The organism is Dolichospermum lemmermannii CS-548, assembly GCF_028330815.1.
GTDB classification, from domain to species: Bacteria; Cyanobacteriota; Cyanobacteriia; order Cyanobacteriales; family Nostocaceae; genus Dolichospermum; species Dolichospermum lemmermannii.
Window position 1 is genome coordinate 51689 of the sequence record NZ_JAQMTJ010000115.1, and the last position, 19522, is coordinate 71210.

8 protein-coding genes and 1 pseudogene are annotated in these 19522 nt (G+C 41.5%); 4 read left to right on the plus strand and 5 right to left on the minus strand.

Annotated features, from left to right (window positions below):
* Position 1: 1 nt before the first annotated feature.
* The gene (locus PN450_RS08000) at positions 2 to 883 is read right to left on the minus strand and encodes a 4-hydroxybenzoate solanesyltransferase (RefSeq protein ID WP_271835945.1); all 882 of its coding nucleotides are present in this window, start codon (positions 881 to 883) and stop codon (positions 2 to 4) included.
* An 89-nt stretch (positions 884 to 972) separates the two neighbouring features.
* On the opposite strand from PN450_RS08000, the gene PN450_RS08005 reads away from it, so the two are divergent.
* Positions 973 to 2607: a Ppx/GppA phosphatase family protein gene (locus PN450_RS08005; RefSeq protein WP_271835946.1), complete on the plus strand. Its 1635-nt coding sequence runs from the start codon at positions 973 to 975 to the stop codon at positions 2605 to 2607.
* Between the two features lie 250 nt (positions 2608 to 2857).
* On the opposite strand, the gene PN450_RS08010 is transcribed toward PN450_RS08005, so the two are convergent.
* Both PN450_RS08010 and PN450_RS08015 read right to left on the minus strand, forming a co-directional pair.
* The gene (locus tag PN450_RS08010; protein WP_246862987.1) at positions 2858 to 3457 is read right to left on the minus strand and encodes a TolC family protein; all 600 of its coding nucleotides are present in this window, start codon (positions 3455 to 3457) and stop codon (positions 2858 to 2860) included.
* Entirely contained in the window at positions 3408 to 3635 is a 228-nt protein-coding gene (locus PN450_RS08015; RefSeq protein ID WP_271835947.1) for a hypothetical protein, read from the minus strand. The genes PN450_RS08010 and PN450_RS08015 overlap by 50 nt, the downstream gene beginning before the upstream one ends.
* Before the next feature lie 212 nt (positions 3636 to 3847).
* Here PN450_RS08015 and PN450_RS08020 point away from each other — a divergent pair, with 212 nt between their 5' ends.
* The 3 genes from PN450_RS08020 (at position 3848) to PN450_RS08030 (ending at position 5123) form a co-directional block, all read left to right on the plus strand.
* Positions 3848 to 4195, plus strand: coding sequence for a type II toxin-antitoxin system VapC family toxin (locus PN450_RS08020; protein WP_246862986.1), 348 nt, complete (start codon positions 3848 to 3850; stop codon positions 4193 to 4195).
* Between the two features lie 434 nt (positions 4196 to 4629).
* Positions 4630 to 4845, plus strand: a complete 216-nt coding sequence (locus PN450_RS08025; RefSeq protein WP_148765491.1) for a hypothetical protein — start codon at positions 4630 to 4632, stop codon at positions 4843 to 4845.
* Complete coding sequence (locus tag PN450_RS08030; protein ID WP_148765489.1) at positions 4842 to 5123, plus strand: type II toxin-antitoxin system RelE/ParE family toxin; 282 nt, start codon at positions 4842 to 4844, stop codon at positions 5121 to 5123. The genes PN450_RS08025 and PN450_RS08030 overlap by 4 nt, the downstream gene beginning before the upstream one ends.
* A gap of 457 nt (positions 5124 to 5580) precedes the next feature.
* Here PN450_RS08030 and surE read toward each other — a convergent pair whose 3' ends face one another.
* Together surE and PN450_RS08040 are read right to left on the minus strand one after the other, a co-directional pair.
* Entirely contained in the window at positions 5581 to 18852 is a 13272-nt protein-coding gene (gene surE / locus PN450_RS08035) for a 5'/3'-nucleotidase SurE (RefSeq protein WP_271835948.1), read from the minus strand.
* 389 nt (positions 18853 to 19241) lie between these two features.
* A pseudogene (locus PN450_RS08040) lies at positions 19242 to 19522 on the minus strand (hypothetical protein); the annotation flags it as partial.

The window sequence follows — 19522 nt, forward strand, 5'->3', positions numbered from 1 at the left end:
TTCACAAAGAACCAAGAATCATTCCCGCTAAAATTAAAAAACCAATCCAGACATTTTGGCGAAACATTTCTCCATAAGCAGAATGAGGAATTTCAGGCTGTTGTAAGCGGATAATTTGCCAAATCCAGCCGATACTAGCCAAAATTAAACTGATCCAAAATGCTGTATTTAAATTAACTAATAAACCGACTCCAGCTAAGAGAATAACCGTACCAATCAAGAAAACAGCGATCGCTGTAGGGGCATATTTACCAAAGAATAAAGCGCTAGAATTAATGCCAATGCGTTGATCATCTTGGCGATCGCTCATGGCATAAATGGTATCAAATCCTAATGTCCATAGTACCGTCGCGCCCCAAAGCAACCAAGTCGGTGCTGTAATATTTGCTGTAACAGCACTCCAACTAATTAAAACCGCAAAACCCCAAGCAATCGAAAGCACCAATTGGGGAACAGGAAAGACCCGTTTCGCACCGGGATAAAGGACAATTACCGGAACTGCGGCCACAGACAACCAGAAGCTTAAAGGGTTAAGATAGAAAGCGACAACTGCGGCACAGACGAGGGAGACTATCCCCACCACAATGCCAATTTTAACGGAAATGGCACGAGATGCAAGGGGGCGATCGCGTGTTCTCTCAACTTGGGGATCAATATCTCTATCCCATAAATCATTAACTACGCATCCAGCCGCACTGGTGGCAATACTACCAAAAATAATCACTCCCACCAGGGGTAACGGTGGTTTACCCGCAGCGGCTAAAAATACCGCCCACAATGCGGGTATCATCAGAATTAACCTCCCTTCTGGTTTATTCCACCTTAACAGCCGGATAATTACAAGCCATAATGGTTCTTGGTTGGTTTTTGGTGTCTCCAACATATTTGCTTATTTAACATATCTTTACATTTATAGAATATCCTGATTTGCTATTTGTCCTCCAGTCCCTATTCATCTATTCACAAAACAAGATGGTAAATTTAATCTCGGCTAACTGGGAAAATAAACCTAGTGAATCAGTTCAAGAAAATCAGATGATTGCAGCTATTGATATTGGTACAAATTCTTTACACATGGTGGTGGTAAAAATTGAAGCAACTTTACCATCTTTTACCATTATTGCCAGAGAAAAGGAAACGGTGAGATTAGGCGATCGCAATTTAATTACTGGCGAATTAAAACCGGAAGTGATGATGAAAGCGATCGCCTGTTTAGGAAGATTTAAAACTCTTGCTGACAGCTTAGGGACAAATAGTATTGTTGCTGTGGCGACAAGTGCAGTCCGGGAATCTCCCAACGGTAAAGATTTTCTCCACCAAGTCGAAACCGAAGTCGGTTTAAGCGTTGACTTGATTTCCGGACCTGAAGAAGCCCGTCGCATCTACTTAGGTGTATTGTCGGGGATGGAATTTAACAACAAACCACACATCATAATTGACATTGGTGGTGGTTCAACAGAATTGATTTTAGGAGACAGTGAAGAACCTCGCAGCCTCACCAGTACAAAAGTTGGTGCAGTGCGCTTAACTGGGGAATTAATCGCCTCAGATCCCATCAGCGAAACCGAATTTAAATACCTCCAAGCTTACGCTAGAGGAATGCTAGAACGTTCTGTGGAAGAAGTGCAAGGAAAACTCAAAATTGGCGATTCTCCCCAGTTAATCGGCACATCTGGGACAATAGAAACCATCGCTACCATCCATGCGCGGGAAAAATTAGGTCTTGTTCCTTCCACCCTCAATGGGTATCAATTCAGTCTCCAAGACTTGCGAACCTGGGTAAATCGCTTACGCAAAATGACCAATGTAGAACGGGCTACCGTTCCGGGAATGCCAGAAAAAAGGTCAGAAGTGATACTTTCAGGGGCAGTAATTTTACAGGAAGCAATGACCTTGTTAGGAGTACAATCCGTAACAGTCTGTGAACGGTCTCTTAGGGAAGGCGTAATTGTAGACTGGATGCTAACTCATGGCTTCATTGACAACAGACTGCGGTTTCAAAGTTCCATTCGGGAACGCAGTGTATTAAAAACTGCCAAAAAATATCAAACTAACTTAGAACATAGCGAGCGTGTTACCGCTTTTGCACTTAATATATTTGACCAAACCAAAGGACAATTACATTATTGGAATGCAGATCAACGTCAATTACTATGGGCTGCTGCCATTTTACACAATAGTGGTCACTATATCAGCCATTCTGCACACCACAAACATTCATACTACTTAATTAGAAATGGTGAATTACTGGGTTATAACGAAACCGAAATCGAAATTATTGCCAATATAGCCCGTTATCACCGCAAATCTCCACCCAAGAAAAAACATGAAAGCTATCGGAATCTATTGCACAAAGAACATCGGACAATGGTTAATCAACTCAGTGCAATTTTAAGGTTAGCTGTTGCTTTAGACAGAAGACAAATAGGGGCTATTTCTCATGTTCAATGTGAATATATTCCCAACTTCAAAGAATTTAAGATGTTGATATTTCCATCATTAATTGATGATGAATGTGCCTTAGAAATGTGGAGTTTAGATTACAAAAAAGGAGTTTTTGAAGAAGAATTTGGTTTAAGATTCATAGCAACATTAATGAATAGATAATTTTGTACCTCATTAGACCAGGAAAAGTTACAAAAAAAGGGAACAGGGAACAGATAAGAAACACTCATTTGCACCAGTTTAGAGCTTCTGTCAAAAAAAAAGATGTTTTAAAAGATGGGTAAGCACCAAAAAAACAGCACTTCGACACCGCTCAGTGACCGTGTCATTATTTCAATCTCATGTTTTTAAACATGAGTTTTTCCTGTTAAAAAGTTGCCCGTTCCCTGTTCCCTCTGAAATTACAATCGCATTATTTAACCCATTTACTCAGAGTAATTCCCAAAAACTGTTCTAGTTGCGTGATACTATTAAGATGATTGATGATAGCATTAAGTTCTTGATTTTGAGCATCAACTAAACTTTTTTCAAAGTTAATAATATCCGTCATTGAAATATTACTACTTAATCTCATTCTTTCCTTAGCATTTATCACTTTTGATGCTGCTAACTTTCGGGCTTGCTGTGCTAATTCAATTTGTTTAAAAGTATCTTTAACATTACGAATTTTATTTTTTAACTCTTCATTTAAATTATCCTGAGTTTTTGCTAGAGTATAATTAGCATTTTGTAAACTGATTTCACTTTTAACTACAGCATTATCTTGACTGAGATTACCAAACTCACGATTTAATACTAAAGACGAACTTAAATTATTTGTATCTTGAATATTAGAAGCACTATTAAAACCATAACTTACATTTAATTTTAAATCCAATTGTTGTTGATTTTTAGCTTCTGTTATCCCAAATTTAGCATTTTCTACAGCATTAACAGCAGCAAGATAACCAGTGTTATTAGCTTTAGCTAATTCTAACATTTCCGTAAGTTCCGGTGGAACTGGAAGTTCCATTACCATCGACAGATAGATAAATTTTGCCTGTCTCATTTAGTAGAGCATTTAAACCAATGGAAGGAGTAACAGCATTTTCTACAGCGATCGCTTCCCCATCAATTATAATTATCCCTGAATCATCTTCCGTTTTTAAAGCTACTAAGGTTGCATCATCAAGGCTATTACCTTGTACCAAAGCCGAAAAAATCGCCCCTTCATCTCCCAGTGAATCAACAGTATTAATTTGGCTATCAACCCAATGACCTATTTCTTCTAAAATAACGCTGGTGATACTTGCGATATTTTCTTGATGATTTGCAATAAACTCTTGCGATAGATAAATTGTATTCGTAGTAGCCGCAAAAGCTCCATTTGCCCCATTTAATTCCGCTGAAGAAAGAATGGTAATTGCTGGGATGTGGGGATGCGATCGCTGTTTTGGGGGATGATGGGATGGGATGCGATAGCGCAGCCCTTCTTCCTGAAGTACCTTTAAACATCAAATCAGGTACGCGAGTTCGGATTATAATGAATGAAATTTTTTTAGATACATCTTTTACAATTGCCTTATCTGCAATTACAGATCAAAATCATGCCAGAGCAGTTGAGCTTGCTGAACAAATTGAGGCTCAAAATTCTTATCTCGTTACAACTCAAGCAATTTTACTAGAAATTGGCAATGCTCTTTCTAAGCAAAGATATAGAACCGCCGCAATCCAACTTCTTGAATCTCACAGAATCAGATCCAAACGTTGAAATAGTTCCTCTAACTAATGAACTGTACAATGCTGTTTTTCAATTATTCAGAAGTCGTCAAGATAAAGAATGGGGATTGGTTGACTGCATATCATGTATTGTGATGCAAAATCGGAGAATTACTGATGTGCTAACTGCGGATGAGCATTTCAATCAAATGGGATTTCGGGCGTTATTAAGAAATTAATGAAACAGGAATAGTGAAGCTGACCGAAGATATCGCTTTTTGGGGATCTTGGGAGGTGCGATAGCGAAGTGCTGCTGCAAGCAGTTTGCTGCTGTATAGGTTGTGGGAGCGTGATAGCGCAAACGCTGACTTGTCAGTTCGATATTTGGAGATGATGCGATAGCGAAGCGCTCCGCAGGAATCGCTATTTGTCACTGTTTTAGATAAAATATAATTAAGGTGACCAAGTAAAGACAAAAATAAGAACATGATGACAGGAACAACTTTTGCAGAAATATTAGAAGCTGCTGATCAATTGCCACCTGAAGATCAGGAAAATTTAATTCAGATTTTACAAAAACGACTACGCGATCACCGAAGAACTAGTCTAGTGAAAGATGTTCAGGAAGCACAAAAAGAGTTTTCAGAAGGCAAATGTAGGACGGCAACTCCTGCACAACTCATGGAGGAGCTTCTTTCGTGAATTTTGTTTTATTACGTTCAAGTGCATTTATTCGAGCAGCACGCAAAATATTAAAAAAACAACCAGAAATTACTGAAAATTTTCAAAGTATTTTGGAGTTATTATCTACAGATCCATTTCATCCACGCCTAAAAACTCATAAATTAAAAGGAGACTTACAAGATTCTTGGGCTTGTAGTGCAGGATATGATTTGAGAATTATTTTTACATTTGTTGAACATGAAGAATCACAAGCAATCCTTTTAGAATCGGTTGGTACTCATGATGAAGTTTACTAAATGTGATAAGTAGGTGAACACAATAAAACCAAACTGTGTAAAGAAACGTAAAATCGCTGAGAACTTCTTTACTCTTGCCTCAAGCCTAGTGCTATAACGACAATTTTCAACGCCAACCTACTTAATTGAATCATAGCGATAGCGAAGCACGACCTAGTACCGTAAGTCAAAAGTCAAAAGTCAAAAGTCAAAAATAATATGACGTAAGCTTTTTAGTGATTGAGAATGGTTGTTTTATTTACGCCGCAGTGTACTAGTAATCGCTGTTTGGGGGGATGATGGGAAGGCGATAGGGATGTGGGAAAATGAGATTTACAGCAATTCTCGCTCTAATGAAATACAATGGAGGGCGCAGTCCCTGCGCCCCTACGGTTTTGGCGATGAAAAACTGTACCTCGTAACACTAAAAATCAGGGGCTTAACGCATTGCGCTAAACCCCAACAGGAGAATTATATTCTAAGCAAGGATAAACTGTTTAGGATCTGTCAAACTCAAACTACTGGCTTGAATCCCAGTCAGAGTAGCTAAAGTTTGATTGTTGAAGACAATCGCGGTATCTGCACCAACTTGATTTAACTTGAGTGTGGATGTGGTAATACCTAAACTGACAGCACCACTAATCCCAATCACATCAGTACCCAGTTGGAAGTCAAGCACGGTATTAGCCGAAGAGGGTAGTTCAGCGTTGACAATCCAGAATTGGTCAGCGCCAGCACCACCGGAAATTAAGTTACCACCACCAAGACTAACTCTGAAGATATCTTTACCATCACCACCCAAAGCGCGGTCATTGCTACCTAAGTAGAAGGTATCATCACCGACACCACCAGATATGCGGTTGCCACCTTGACCATCTCTCGCATCAAAGGTGTCATTACCATCACTACCGAAAGCGCGATCGCCCTTATTCACAAAGATAGTATCATCACCGCTACCCGAATCAACGATATTGTTACCAGCAAAGGGAGAAATTGCCCCCAAGACAGTATCAACAGTGTCATTACCTGCGCCAGTGAAGATGGTGTCCTTGATGCCATCAGTGCCACCACTGACAAACAAATCATCTTTACCAGTTGTTCCGGCAATATATTGGGTAGCTTCTGCTATAGACGCAGATATACCTAAACGGGAATCAAGGGCAAGAGGTTTGTCTAATTCCAACACCACCATCTCATTGTTGTCAATCGCGGGAGGACGACCGATAGAGAAGGGATAGTTGTTATCGTTTGCTACCAAAATGGTTTTGCTATCAATTACCAACACATCTTCAATGGTTTGGAAAGGCATATCGTAGGTAGTTTTGCCGTCACCATTGAGATCATTGGTGTCTTGGATATTGAGAAGGTTGGCTACTTCTTCTTTGGAGACAAAGCCATTAGCATCAATCTTGCTAAAATCAACTTTGAATATCTTCTTGAAAAGGGCGGTACTACCTTGGCCATTATCCCGTTCAATAACTAGGAACTCATTGTTATTGATGGGAGTGAAATCACCGATCGCATTGCTGGTACTGGCTAATTGATAGCGTCCTACCAAACCTTGGTAGCTTTCGCTGGCTACATCGAATTTATAAATCCGTACAGAACCAGCAGAATCGCCGACAACAGTTCCTTCCAACATCGGGTAGATGGTTTGACGGTCAGGGCTAAATGCCATGCCTTCAAAGCCTTGGGAGCGGTTCAAATTGGCTGTTACGAGGTCGCCGTAGTAGGGTTGATTAGGAGCAAAGTATTCTGGGGAATTATTGAAGTAAGGAGTATTTAAATTCCCGTTGGGATTAGCGTAGCCTGTACCAGCTAGGTAATTATTTACTAGAACTTGTCGCCCGGTTTTGGGGAAGTCGGTAAAGAAACCATCTACACCCAAATCAATGAACTTACGGAACTCTGCACCGGGGTCGTTTTTGTAAGTATCGGGAAGGAAGAACTCGTCATTTCTTAAAGTGTAGAGGTGAACGATTAAACCAGCTTTGTGGGCATCTTGAATCAGGGTTGTGGGTGTGCCTAAAACGCGATCGCCATCACTAATTTGACCATCACCATTGAGATCATCAGCAGTACCATCCTTATTGGCATCTACCGTCAACTGAGGAATAATCCGCTGTTTATTCGGTCCAATTCCTTTGGCGTAGGTAGCAATTTCTGTTAAACCTGCGGGGGTGGACAAATTGGTATAGGTGCGGGTATCACCAGCAACTACAAAGTCATAAGGTTGACCTGAACCACCAAACAATTGCACCAGAGGAATATCAATCCCTGCGGTGGGCATGATGGTATTTTTCAATGCCTTGAGGTTAGCAACTTCAAAGGATTGAATGAAGATGCGAGATGGGTCGGTAAAGTTCTCAGCTTTGAGGGTGTTTGCTAAGATTTGGCTGGTATTGATGCCTTGTTGTTGGAAGAAAGTGGGGTGTTTGGTTTCGGGATAGATACCGATTTTGCGTCCTGTTTCTAGTTCGACTTGTTTCACCAAATCAATGACTTCTTTCAGGGTGGGTACTTTCAATCCATCCTTGTCAAAGGTAGTACCACGCAAAGCAGGAATCCGTTCGATCGCATTCAGTTCCTTAACTTCTGCTAGGGTAAAGTCTTCAGCAAACCAACCGACGACATTGCGACCATCTAAATTTTTGATTTTCAGGCGATCGGCAAACTTATCCCGTAAGTAAACATCCGTGCTTGTATCGGTAGTATTGATAACTGGCTTGCCATTGGTATCTCGTTGAATTGTGCCGTCAGTATTGAGAACACCGACTGCTAACATGGGTTCATGACGGGCAATTAAGACACCATCTTTTGTTACCACTAAATCGGGTTCAACGAAATCTGCACCTTGAGCGATCGCTAATTTGTAGGCTTCTATTGTATGTTCTGGACGTTCACCACTTGCACCCCGGTGGCCGATGACGATGGGGGCTTTACCTGTGAGGGTATCAAATTTAGGAGTAGAGAGAACAGTGGGATTTTGGGGCGATCGGACTTGATTCGCCGTAATTTGATCCCGAACTAAGTCTCCTGTCCCTGGGAAGTCAGTAAAGTAACCATCTACACCCAAACTAATGAATTGACGGTACTCCAACTCAGGATTGTTATTGTAATTTGATGCTAGAGAACGGCTTTCATTGCGGAAGGTGTAAGGATGGACAAGCAAACCCTCTTTGTGGGCATCACTAACCAAGCTGGTGGGTGCTAGGGTAACTTTATCCGCATCGTTAATCACACCATCGTTATTGAGATCGTCAGGTTTACCATCATTATTGTTATCAACTGTTTTCACCGAAACAATCTGCCGTTTCCAAGGTCCAATACCATCAGCGTAGGCAGCAATTTCTTTCAAACCAGTAGGAGTTAATAAATCTCCATAGGTGCGGGTGTCTCCCTTAACAGTGAAATCGTAGGGACGAGCGTAAACATCTTGATACAACAGTGTGCCATCGTTGGCGACATCGTAGGCATCAAGCAATTGTACCAAAGGAAGATTCACACCAGCCGCCGGCATGATGGTGTTGTTTAAATCCTTGAGATTGCTGACTTCAAAGGACTGAATGAAAACCCGTTTGGGATCAGTAAATCCTTTCGCTTTGAGGGTGTCAATCAGTTTTTCTTCCAGAGACAAACCCAAATTGTCGTGATAGGTGGGGTGTTTGGTTTCAGGATAAATACCGATTTTCTTACCAGTTTGTACCTCAACCTCTTTCACCAAATCAATAATTTCGCCCAGGGTAGGAACTTGGAGAAGACCGTTGTATACCTGATCTCGGAAACCTTGAGGCATTACAGCCCGCAGAGTTTTAATTTCTGCCAAGGTAAAGTCGGAAGCAAAGAAACCTTCTTCAGCCACACCATCTACCAACACCGTCTTTTTCCGACTAGCAAATTCAGCACGACTAGCTACATCAGTAGTATTGATGAGATTTGGTTCATGACGGGCAATTAAGACCCCATCCTTAGTGGATACCAAATCTGGTTCAATGAAGTCTGCACCGCGCAAAATTGCCAAGCGGTAGGCTTCTATTGTATGTTCTGGCAGTTCACCACTAGCACCACGATGGCCAATGACAATGGGGGCTTGACCGTTGAGGGTATTTAGTTTAACAAGGTTAGGAGTGGCGAAGGGTGCATCTAATAAAACACCATTGCTATTGAAATGTAGTAGGTAAGTTCCAAATTCATCACCTACCCAAATATCGCCCTTAGCATCAATCACAAAGGACTCTACATCAAAGTCAGCCCCGGTGAGTTCCCGCTTCACCGTATTTTTATTGACAATATCAAAGGGGATTAATTTATTGGGGTCAGACAATTGAATAAAGTTTTGAACCGCTACAGAACCATTACCGTTTTCTGTACCCGCAAAATTGGGGTCAACTTGGTAAAGTCGCAGGAGGAAATCAGCGCTGTTATTTTTTGCCCCAAAACCATTATCTGCTAAGAACCAAAAGACAGAACCACCACCATTAGGCGCAAATTGGACACCACTAAAACCTTGCACAGGTTGACCAGGAAGGGGTGTAGGACGACCATTCGTGGGATTAGTCAATGCAGAACCAGATGCGGGTCCAGCAGCGAAGGTATCGGCGGGTAAAGAAGCAAAACCTTTGATTGTCACCATATTAGAAGCAATATTTAGGGTAGTTGAACTTTGATCATCTTCTTGGGCATTGTTATTACCAGCACCAGAATCAAAGTCAGGTTGATTTTGGGCGGTAATTTCTGCCTTATTGGTTAATGCCCCACTTTGAGTCACTTTAGCCGTGAGTTTCAGGGTGCGGGTAACATTACCAGCAATTTCTCCCACTTCCCACACACCGGTTTGACTGTTGTAAGTTCCCTGTTCCGGTGTTGCAGAGATGAAGGTAAATGGTTGTGGTAACAAATCTGTGACTTTAATGCCGTTAGCCAGTAGAGAACCTTTATTGGAGAGGGTTAAGGTAAATGTCACCTGGTCTCCGATAACTGCGTTTGTGACATTTGCCGTTTGAGTCAACTCTAAATCCACAAAATTAGGTGTAACTTCAAACTGACTAACAATTTTCGGCTGACGACTAGATATAGCTGCGGGATTTCCTTCTACTTCCTGACGGGTATAAGGGTCAATGCCGTAGGTGGTTACAGTCAACTTTTGGGTGGCTTTGTCAATGTTAAACTCTGTCCAGCCATAGGTATGAGTGGCAACATAGTCACCTTGCAATAACTTGGCATCAATCAAACCACTCGCTACAGTCAGATTGTTGTTTAACCCAATGGGGTCATAACCTAAAGCATTGATGCCACCATTAATGACTTGTTTGATGAAATCGTCTCTATCATTAACTGTGCTGTCAACGTCATTAGCTACAGGTAGGGAATTGTAAAATGCCTTTTGTTCAGAAGTGAGGAAGAAATTACCCACTGTTGGTCCAAAAGGAGCATCATAAGCCACAGAACCAGTAATAATTTCAAAGGACCTGGTGGGGATTTGTGCCTGTCCCGGTGCTAATTGGTAGGTGAGGTTGTTGACTAATGTGCCGTGAAAGTCTGCGGTGACAAAGACAACGTTACTGATTTTGCTGTCGTTGATGAATTTGAGAATTTCTGTTCTTTCAGCAGCATAGCCTTCATATCTATCGGCAGCGAACTGCTTGCAGCAGCGCTTCGCTATCGCTACTCCCAAATTCTGAATAGGCTCTGGCAACATGATAAACTTCCAGGTGATGCCATCTTTTTGCGCTTGGATTAAGTCGCGTTTGAGGTCATCCAACTGCACTTTTCCTAACATTGTCCGATTCGGATTAAAGGAATCAGTCAGGAATTTTGTTACCTGAGTGGCATCACCAATATTAGCGACATCTGTTAAACCTGGGTCACGGAAGGAACGAGCATCAAGAACGAAAGTTGCGGCATCACTACCAAAGGTATTGTAACGATAAAGTTTGCGTTCCCCCGCCGTGCGAGTGTCCCCTGTTGCCCCATAAAATTGGTCACTAATGGGGTTGTATTCTTGGAAGGCTTGGAAACCGGTTTCGTACAGTGGGGAGTCGTTAACTAAGCCAGAAGTTGCACCAAATAGAGTTTTATCTGCGCTGGAGGCTGTGGCTAAATCTTTTCCACCTTGGAAGTCATTGACTACTTCATGGTCATCAACAGTTGCCAAAATTGAGGTAGCAGCCCGTAAATCACCCAGGGTATTTTCACCGTATTTTTGGCTGTAAACTTCTGCTTGTTTGGCACGATATTCATCTACAGTAATAACTTGCTTTTTCTCTGTCCCATCAGGGTTTTTAACGGCAGGTGAAGCTACATCGGCATAGATAGTATCACCCAATTCCACAAAGAATTTCAGGTTGGCATCATCAGCATTGCTAACGGCTGGATAGGGTGCTAGTTCACCGCGCCAATCTCCAGAAACACCGAATTTCAAGCCTGTTTTGTTACCAATTGCGGCGGCTGTGCTAAATTTACCAATGCTGGTTGCCCCGGTGGTATCTGTAACTCGATAGAAGTAGTTGGTATTGGGAGTTAGTCCACTAACTGCCACCTTCACAGGTAGGTTAATGTCAGTGACATTGGCTGTTTGTGTCCCCGCAATGTTACTGAAGTTAGAGTTGGTGGAATACTCAAATTTAACTGCACCGGGGAAGATACTCCGCGCCCACAAAACTGTAGAGGTTTGGGTGGTGTCTCCACTGGCAATCCCATTCACAGCTAAAGGTGCGGCATCATTGGCTACTTCTTGTAAAGTGGAGGCACTTGCACTCCAATTACCATCTATAGGTGTAATGGTGATGTTGCGTTCTAGGAATTTGCCACCTTCTGATTCTATGTCACCTGTAATTGTGGGTGAACCTAAGAGAATGCTGGTTACACCATTTTGGTTTTTAGCAACATTGAAGTTGAGGCTGGTGGTTTCGTCGAATTTGGTTAATGCTACACCTGTTAAGGTTTTAAGACTGGCATTATCAGGGTTGTAGGCAGGAACGTTGATGTTTAAACCGACACCCTTGGGTAATAAATCTGGGTTAGTACCTTGGGTGGTGAGAAGTTTGTTAATGGTATCTACAACCATTCTGGCAGCGACATCATAAGCCTTTTCGGTGCTGGCCTTGTTGCCCTGTTGGAACTCTGCTAAATTGATACCAGCACTCACAGCGATCGCTGGAATCCCACTTTGTAAGGCCGTAACCGCCGCACTCAGTGTACCGGAGGAAATCGCATCAAAGCCAACGTTCTCCCCTTCGTTAATCCCAGAAATTACTAGGTCGGGTTTGGCTAAGTTCTCTTTGCTGGGCAGAATATAATCTAAACCTGCCCAAGTGGCAACAACTGGTGTACCGTCAACGTACCATTTATTTTTTGCCCCATCAAATTCGACAACTTCCATATTTTGGAAGATTTTATCGGTATTAATGGAAGTTCCTTTACCGCTTTGTTGGGTTTTGGGTGCAACTAAGATAACGTTATGACCGGCTGCAACCAAGGCATTATAGATAACATCTATGCCCTTAGCTTGGTAGCCATCATCATTTACCAACAGAATATTTAAGGATTTGCTGGCAGCGGCAATGGGGTTAACTAAATTGGGTACGCTTGAAGGTAAACGTGGTGCTAATGCTTGACGCTGACTTGCGGTTGTTCCCCAATCACCATCAAAGGCTGTGACGGTAATTTTATCAGCTAAAAACTGTTCTCCCTCAGACGTGGGTTTAGGAGTTGCACCGGCAGGAAGAGAATTTTGACTATAAAGGATGCCTTGACCTGTACCAAAATTCGCTGGTAATTGACCAAATTTAAAATCAAAACTACCTGCTAAATCAAACTCTGTGAAAGCAATACCTGTGATTGGGTTATCAGCAGGAATATTGACATTTAAACCAATACCGTCGGGTAATAATTGGGGTTGACTGCCTTGTTTTTCCTGTAATTGGGAAATTAAATCAACGACGTAATTAGCACCTACTTGATAGGCTTTATCGGTGCTGGGATAACCAGTAGCACGTTCTGATAAAATTATGCCGGCACTAACGGCAATGGCAGGAACACCTTGATGTACAGCAGAAACCGCAGCACTGAGTGTACCGGAAATAATTCCTTCTAAACCCAGATTTTCCCCTTCATTAATTCCAGAAATTACTAAATCTGGTCTTTGTTTAACAACAAAATCCAATCCTGTCCAAGTGGCAATAACTGGTTTACCATCTACATACCATTTATTTGGTGCGTAGTTGACTACCTCAATGGGTTGGAAAACTTTATCGGTATCAATGGCTGTACCTTGTCCACTTTGTTGATTTTTGGGGGCAACTAGGGTGACTTTATAACCAGCAGCCACTAGTTTGTCGTAAAGAACATTAATTCCCTTCGCTTGATAACCATCATCATTCACCAACAAGATATTTAAAGATGGTTTGGGTTGAGGAGTTGTCAAGTTATAGGGTAGTTCTAAAATCCCTAGTTTTTCGGTTGGGGTATTACCAGAAACGTTAAAGTCGTTGTCGTTAATTAATGCCAGGGTATTGGGTGCGACTAAAGCTAAACCTTCTAATTTTTCCACACCTGTATAACCAAGTTGGGCAGCATTGGCAATTAAACTTTTGCTAACTGGGGTAATTTTAGCAGTGGTTAATTCGGCTGGTGTGAGTTGTTCAATAGTTTTACCAGCAGGTAAGGTGAAGTTAGCAGGATTATTGATGTTGGTAGCACCCGTTAAATTAATTTGATAAATCAATTTGTTGGAGGCATTTGTTCCTAAATCATCCCTTTCGACAACGGCAAATTTACCATTACCCAAGGAAACTGCATCACCTAATTTATCAGTTCTGGCGTTACCAGCAGCAGTGATATTGTCAAGTAAATAGAGATATTCACCAGTGACTTGTTTGGAAATAATGTCAAATTCCAAAATTCTCAAATTACGGGAATTTCTGGAAGTTGTATCTCCAGCGTTATCTGGGTTATCAATGGCACTTTGAATAAAGGCGTAAAGTTTACTACCTTCTAAAGCTACGGCTTCAAAACCGCGATTGTTGCGACGTTGACCATAAACTGCGGGTAATACCTCTGTGCCAAAAGTTCCTGCGGCTGCGTCTGGTTCAGGTGCCGTGGCTGTTCCTTGGGGAATATAACGGTTAAGTAATTTACCATTCACATCGAAGTTATAAATGGCGGGACGGTATTCATCTACCAGCCAATAATCACCATTTGGGGCAATGACAATGCCTTCAACATCAGCCCCTAACGCTTTATTGGCTATGACTTGACCATCCAAATTAACAGCAATTTCATCGGTGTATGCTGTACCATTTGCCCCTGCTTGCAGGTTGGGAAGTCCAGTTAATGGGGTTGTCCCATCTTTATCAAATAGTCCTGTTCTCTTGGTGATGCTAATTGCACCTGTTTGTCTGTTAAGCTCGAAACTGACTATTTCTGGTTGAAAATCTGGTAAATAGAATGGTCTGTTAGCCCCGGTGGGGTCGCCATTTGGTCCCCTGTCGGTGTGAGTGACAAATTGGAGATTACCATTTACCGCAATACCTTGGAAATGCAACCCGGAGAAACCACCTAAGAAGATATCTTGACCTTTGCTAGTTGTTCCTAATTTGGGAAGATTGGTAAATTCGTAATTAGTTAGTCGTGGTTGAGGTAAAGGGCTACGGGGGTCATAACTGTTACTAGCAACAATATTTTGACTATTGAAGAAACCTTGTAGTCTGGCATTGTTGTTAAATGAAACTATTGATTGTTGGGTGTTCAGTAAAGGTTTGATGCCATTAATTTCAACAATCATGTCATCAAAATCTTGGTTAGAATTAGCATAGGGCAACTCTTCTGCACCAAGAACGAACACATTTTCACCTTTAGAATAGGTGACAAATTGGGACGCGCGATCAGGATTTATTATGTTATTGGTAGAGAAGGTATATTTTTTAGCACCTCTACCAGTTGGATCACCATTAGGAAGGTTATTAATCAATCCAAAGTGAAACTGTTGACTAAAGCCTGTAGCAACTTGTAACCCATTAATAGCTACATTACCTTGATCATCAATAATAACATTAACTGTTTTACCGGCTCCATCAGGACCTTCAAAAATAGTAACAGTCTTGCTAGGATTGGTGGCATCTTGAAGAATAAACTGGTTAGTATCTCGGACATTACCAAACAAATCTAATGTCTCTTTGGGACTATCTAATCCAGGATTTTGTTCGCCAAGTAATTTAACGGTGAAAGTATTGCCTGTGAAGGTTGCAAAATTCTTCTGGTCGTTGTTGACGTTAATTACATTCTTGGTTGTATCTATTTTGAGGACTTGGGGTAAGGTAGCAACAATATTTTCCCAAGGTACTAACTTAAAGTTGCTGCTGATGTTCTCATCATCAACAATGGTGGCGGGGTCATTTGCACCGTCTTGGGTGATAAATACACCATAAGGGAAATTGGGACCCAAAGGCAGATTAATAACATCTGCACCGTCGGATTCTTGAACGCTGTCAATTCCGCCATTGTTCCCAACTCCAAATCTGCCTAAAAAGTCGTTGTTGCCTTCACGGGTATATACTGCAAAGGTGTTATCGCCTTGACTGGATGCTAACAGGTAGCCTGTACCGTTTTTACCGTAATAAATGGTTAAGCCTTCAACATCATTGGTGAGGTTTTTGCCTCCTTCGGCTTTGACTTTCTCAATTAATTTACCTGTTGAACCACCATTGGGTTCAGCGTCAAATTTCCAAATCCCCACATCTTCTTGACCAATGTACAGAAATCCTGTTTCTTGGTCTGCTACCATGCCTTCAGTTTGGGCTGAAGCACCGGCTGTGGTTGGTGAAGGAATGGTGAAGCTACGAACTACCTCGTAACCAATTTTACCGTTGCCTTTGTCTACTAATTTTAATTGAGCGACATCTCCAGTTTGACGACGGCTGGTAAAGACGTAGTAATCGTTGGTGACGGGACTGCGGTACAGGGCTAATCCATAAGCACTGCGAGTAGATGCAGAATAAGGGGCAGCGAAAGGTACATTTTGGAAAATTGTGGCGGCGCTACTATCGGTAATATTTTCTAGGAAATTGCCATTAGTGCTGTTAGGATTGATCTTGAAGATTGCTAACTTGTCGTTGTTGCGATCGCTCGCTACAGCAATATCAACTTTCTCACCACCTAATGTAAATCCATATTGCAAATCAACGTTGTTATAACGAATATCTGGATTACTAGGATTAATGGTTTGCAACAGGTTTCCAGCTAAATCATAAATTCGCAAACCGCCATTTTTGACACTGGTTAAAACTAGGCTTTTGCTAGAATCTGTACCATTGACATAAATTGCAGGATCATCTGCATCGGCTCTTTGACTAAATGGTAAACTGTCATCATCTAAAAGCGCCGGACGGGTTTCTAGAATGGGAGTAGCAGTGGGAACTAAATCTGCACTCAAGGTGAGGATTTGGGTAAATTGGGTAGCACCAAAGTTGTTATCACTCACCAAAACAATGGATTGTGTACCATCTGCCAATTTGGGACCAAATGCCAGACCTTCAATATTATCTGTACCTGTGGGATGATTGCCGTCACTATTAGGCAAACTCAGGGTATCTAAATTCAAAATTAGCCGTTTTTGAGTAGGTTGGATAGCAGCTAGTTGAGATGCAGTCAGGCTACTCAAAGAATCAACTGTATTGATGTCTGTTGCCCCTTGGAGGGTAATTTCATAGATTTTGATCGTGTTTCCTTGTCCGACAGCAAAGGAGCGCTCCAACGCCAACAAAGTGCCACGATTATCAATTGCTAATAAATCTACCAAACCATTATCAGCCGCAGTTCCACCTGTAGGGGCTTTAGCAATGGGGTCAGTAATATACAGATATTCTTTCTCTGGTTGTCCTGTCACCAAATTATATTGAATAATCCGAGAACGGCTGCTGGTGGTAGTTGTAGAAATTGCACCATCTTGAAATAGGGCGCTTTCTGTAGCTGTGAATAGGGTTTTTTGGTCAGGTGTAATGGTTAAACTTTCAAAGGCTAAGTTGTTACGCACCCCTGAAGTTTGAGTATCACCCGTATCAACAACATTATTGTTGTTAGTATCTTGGACAACTGGGAGGAATTTCTTGGGTACTGCTAAAGAACGAATTTCCTGTCCTGTAGTCAGATTAAACTCTTTAATGAAAGGATTGGTGACGCGACTTGCACCTAAATCTGGTCTAACTTCTCCTTCTGAGGAGATTAAAACTGTCCCATTGCTAGTTAAAGCAATACCTTCTGGATCTAAGCTATTAGCTGCAAAAGGATTACCATTAATATCCTTGAGTTGGACAACATTGGTAAAAGTTACCGTATTAGTAACAGGGTCAAGAGTGAAGGTATAAAAACGGGCATTGGATGAGCGATCGTCAGAAATGGCATAATAGCGATTATTTACCGCATCGTAAGTTACACCGGACAATCCACCCAAAGCGACTTGTTGACCATTTACTGTTCCGGCTGCACCAGAGGGAATAAAACCAGTATTGAAGATAGTTTGTCCCTTGAATCCTGCACTAACAGCAGTTTTTCCAGGTTCTGTCTCACCAACTTGCACATCTGCATATATTAACCGATGGTCAGAACTAGGGAAACCACCGGGAAGACTAGCATTAAAAGTTCCTACTAATGGGAAATTTGGGTCGGTATTGATAGGCCAGTACACTTCTGATTTACTAATTTGTAAGTCAGAGGAGGGAAGTACATAGTCTGTTCTCAGATTTCCCGGTGCAGTATCAGCAAAGTCTGCGGTGTCGAAAGCAGGATTACCTTTATGATTGTTATTTGCCTGACCTTGTAAAGTTGCCTGTTGAGGAGCGCCTAAACTGGTGGGAATAACATTTGTATTGATACTGGGATTCAGTAACAGTTGGCGAATGGCATTGTTATAACTGTCACCATCTAAGGGGTCAGCATTTTGATCACCCATGATGACAAAGCTTGAACCTGCGGCAAGATTACCTTTTTTACCCCCATCATCATAGATATAATCACCTTTGCCTGGGGTAATATAATCTGCCCAAAAGCGGATTTCATCACTATTGCGTTTACCGTTGCGGTCTTCAGTTCCATCAAAGGTGGGTGGTGTGGGGTGACTGACAAGAACATGAACTGTTTCCCCATTTACTGTAATTGGTACATCCCAATGACTTTTAGAAGATAACCGCAAAACGTTGATTTCTTCAGGTGAATAAAAACCGTTTAAGTTCTCATTTATTGAAGTTGCGGAATTATCTACAGTTGGGTCATTTGTTAATAAGTTTCCTGGCATATCCTTCCACAAGAAATTTTGGAAGGTGCGGACGTTAGCTGTATCAATAGGATATTTAGAAAGCAACAACATTCCAAACTGACCAGGGAAGTTCCCAAAGCCAAAAGCATCGTCACCGTATCCGGTTGTGCCTGGAGTTGTGACTGTTGTACCATTATTATTTAAGTCAAAACCAGAAGCAATTCCAGTATTACTAGGAGAAATATAAAAGTAGGAATAGTTAACTGGTGTTGCACCGTTTTGACTGATTTGCAGATAATTTTGTCTAAAAAGATTTACTGCTGCGGGGGAATAGTCAAATTCATTAATTAGTAATACATCTGGGTTGTTGCGTTGAATAATTTCGGCAACTGTTTTTGCTTGAGCGTTGTTAGGGGTAGATAAATCAGTTACCAACTGACCGGCAGTGTTGCGGTTTAGGGACGCATTAAACTGGGAAAAGCGGACTGTAGTAAGTACCATATTTTTTATACAGATTTAGCTTACACAAAGATAATCTGGTGACAGGAAATTGCAGATGACGTAATTGAAAATATCAATCGAAAGTTAAGATACTATTATCTGTAGTTCAGATTTATTTAAGTGATGATTAAGCTTAGAGCAAAATTCAGGAGTCAGGAGTCAGGAGTAAAACTGGATTGCTGTCCAACTTTAAATTTAGGTCTTTGTATAGGATTTTGGTAAAAAAGGACTTTCTCAATTGCTGGGGGTCTATTCTCATTATTATTGAGAATTTTATCAATAATCAAACGAGTTTTGGTGATTTCAGCTAGGGGGCTTGACAGTGTTTCGAGTTTTGGGTATGCTAATGGTATGGATGGGAAAGTGTGCGCTCATATAGGATATGACCGCTACCCATTTACCTGCGCCAGTAAAGATGGTGTCGTTGATGCCGTCAGTGCAACCACTGACAAACAAATCATCTTTACAAAATGTGAAAAATAAAAACCCCCCTCTACAAGTGAACAGAGGTAGGGGTATCGCACAGTTTTTTTATCCCACATTCCGCACCCCCCAGTGTCACAATCGGTAATTTCGGATTTTTGAATACCTGTGAGGATAATTTTGATACAAAATCGTCGAAATCTTAGGTGGCGATCGCTAATATCAAATCCCCAAACGACCATTTTTC

Coding starts and splice junctions, on each gene's coding strand:
- PN450_RS08005 (WP_271835946.1), top strand. CDS start 973: ATGGTAAATTTAATCTCGGCTAACTGGGAAAATAAACCTAGTGAATCA.
- surE (WP_271835948.1), bottom strand. CDS start 18,852: ATGGTACTTACTACAGTCCGCTTTTCCCAGTTTAATGCGTCCCTAAAC.
- PN450_RS08000 (WP_271835945.1), bottom strand. CDS start 883: ATGTTGGAGACACCAAAAACCAACCAAGAACCATTATGGCTTGTAATT.
- PN450_RS08025 (WP_148765491.1), top strand. CDS start 4,630: ATGATGACAGGAACAACTTTTGCAGAAATATTAGAAGCTGCTGATCAA.
- PN450_RS08010 (WP_246862987.1), bottom strand. CDS start 3,457: ATGGAACTTCCAGTTCCACCGGAACTTACGGAAATGTTAGAATTAGCT.